This window comes from Microcystis sp. M49636_WE2 (assembly GCF_030065375.1).
GTDB lineage: Bacteria > Cyanobacteriota > Cyanobacteriia > Cyanobacteriales > Microcystaceae > Microcystis > Microcystis aeruginosa_C.
The window spans coordinates 1-1,689 of record NZ_JASJFG010000452.1 but is presented as its reverse complement, the minus strand read 5'-3'; the positions used below and the strand labels follow the sequence as shown (position 1 = coordinate 1,689).

The 1,689-nt window shown below is 39.9% G+C and carries 1 protein-coding gene; it reads right to left on the bottom strand.

Going from position 1 to position 1,689, the window contains the following annotated elements; translation table 11 throughout:
* Positions 1-546: 546 nt before the first annotated feature.
* On the bottom strand, positions 547-1,689 hold a 1,143-nt coding region (locus tag PX484_RS10785; protein ID WP_502882728.1), incomplete at its 5' end, for a tetratricopeptide repeat protein.

Here is a 1,689-nt window from a genome sequence, read left to right as displayed (position 1 = left end):
CCCACACCCCACACCCCACACCCCCCTCCCATCTCCCTTCTCTACAATAATTACTCGCAACCAGAAATACCTTGGGTTCCTATCATACTTTGTGCTTTTTGTCAAAAAAACTTTTTTTTTGCAATAAAACTACATAAAAAAAAGATCATCGTTGTGGGTGAAATTGACTAATTTACCCGTCTTAATTAGGATCACCTTCTAGGTGTGGCAAGGGTTTCAACCATTGCTGCCCAAAAAAGCATAGAATATCCCATTATGAAATTCTATCAAATCGCTGTAACTAGCATAACGTCGTTGTTAAATAAAAATCTTTCTCAATTAATTCTTAAGAATTTATAAATATTGCGGAATGTTAATTTAAATATTCTCAAGTTTTTGCAGTCAATAAATAACTTTTGCTTATCTTTGTCGGAAAATATAACTCCTGCAAAAATCCCACATCTACCATGGGGTTAGGATTCAAGATTGAGGAGACAGAAGACAGCTTTTTTCTCCCCTCTCCCACTTCCTAATTCATAATTCATAATTCATAATTCCCACTCTATTTTAATTTGACTGCCATAATTGCCAAGCTTTAACGAGATTTCCCCCCATCAAGGCAGCCACTGCATTTAAAGTCTTAATTTCCTCACTATCGGGATTTAATTGTCTAGCTTTATCTAAGACTTTTTGGGCTGCTTGCGGTTGCCAATCGTAGAGATAAATAAAACCCTGATAAGCATAATGATAGGGATTATGGGGGTCAATTTTAATCATTTCCTCCGTGGCTTTTATTGCCCCTGCCACATCCTGTTGTAGTACCTTAGAAATTGCTAATCCGTAGGCTAAAGATAACTTATCGGGGGGATTTTGTTGCTGTAAACGATAGGAAAAAGCCTTGTCTGCTTGCAGCACATAATCCTGAATCGAATCGTATTGATTGATACGATTATTTAACTCAAAAATTGGCTCAATACCCGTTAATCCTTGACCAATATTAGCAGACTTTAAGCGCAATTGGGTCACTAAATCTAATTGGGGCGTTGCTAACTTGGGAACTTGAGGATCGATGGTAATTTGAGCGTTAGTTTTAATCGGATAGGTTTCGCCAGTTTCCCGATTGAGATAAACAGCAGATAAGCGATAAACTCCGGGGGTTGCTGCCGACTGCATGGCGGTTTTTTCAGTGACTTCAAAACCCTTTTGTTGCTCTTCTGGAGTTAATTTTTCTGCCATTAATCCCCCCATAGCTATACCGTGATCGTGCATCCAATAATCCTTACCGTCCACTTCTTGCCAGTTTAAAATCACTATCCCTGACTTTAATTGTTGCCAGTCTCCTGCCCATTTATAAACCACGGGAATGGCTTGATTAGGAGAAGCTTTTTCGGTAATGGCAATCTCTCTTAATTCCACCCGTTTTGGCGCATTTTCAAGGGGGTTAACCGTGACAGAAGGATATATTTTTCGGTGTAGGGACAGGGTGCTATCATCCGGTAGCTGCCAAGTTTTCTCCACTTGGAAATCTGGCCCAGTGGCGACTCGATTAACAATTTTTTTCTGGACATTGGGGACGGAACCCTGTTCACCAGTTTTAGTTAAAAACCAATCTAAAGAATTGACATCCTTTTCGATATCTTCTTCCCGAACTCCCACCTGTCTGCCGGCAACCTGGGAATTATGTTTACCACCGTAGAAAGAGAAAGTATG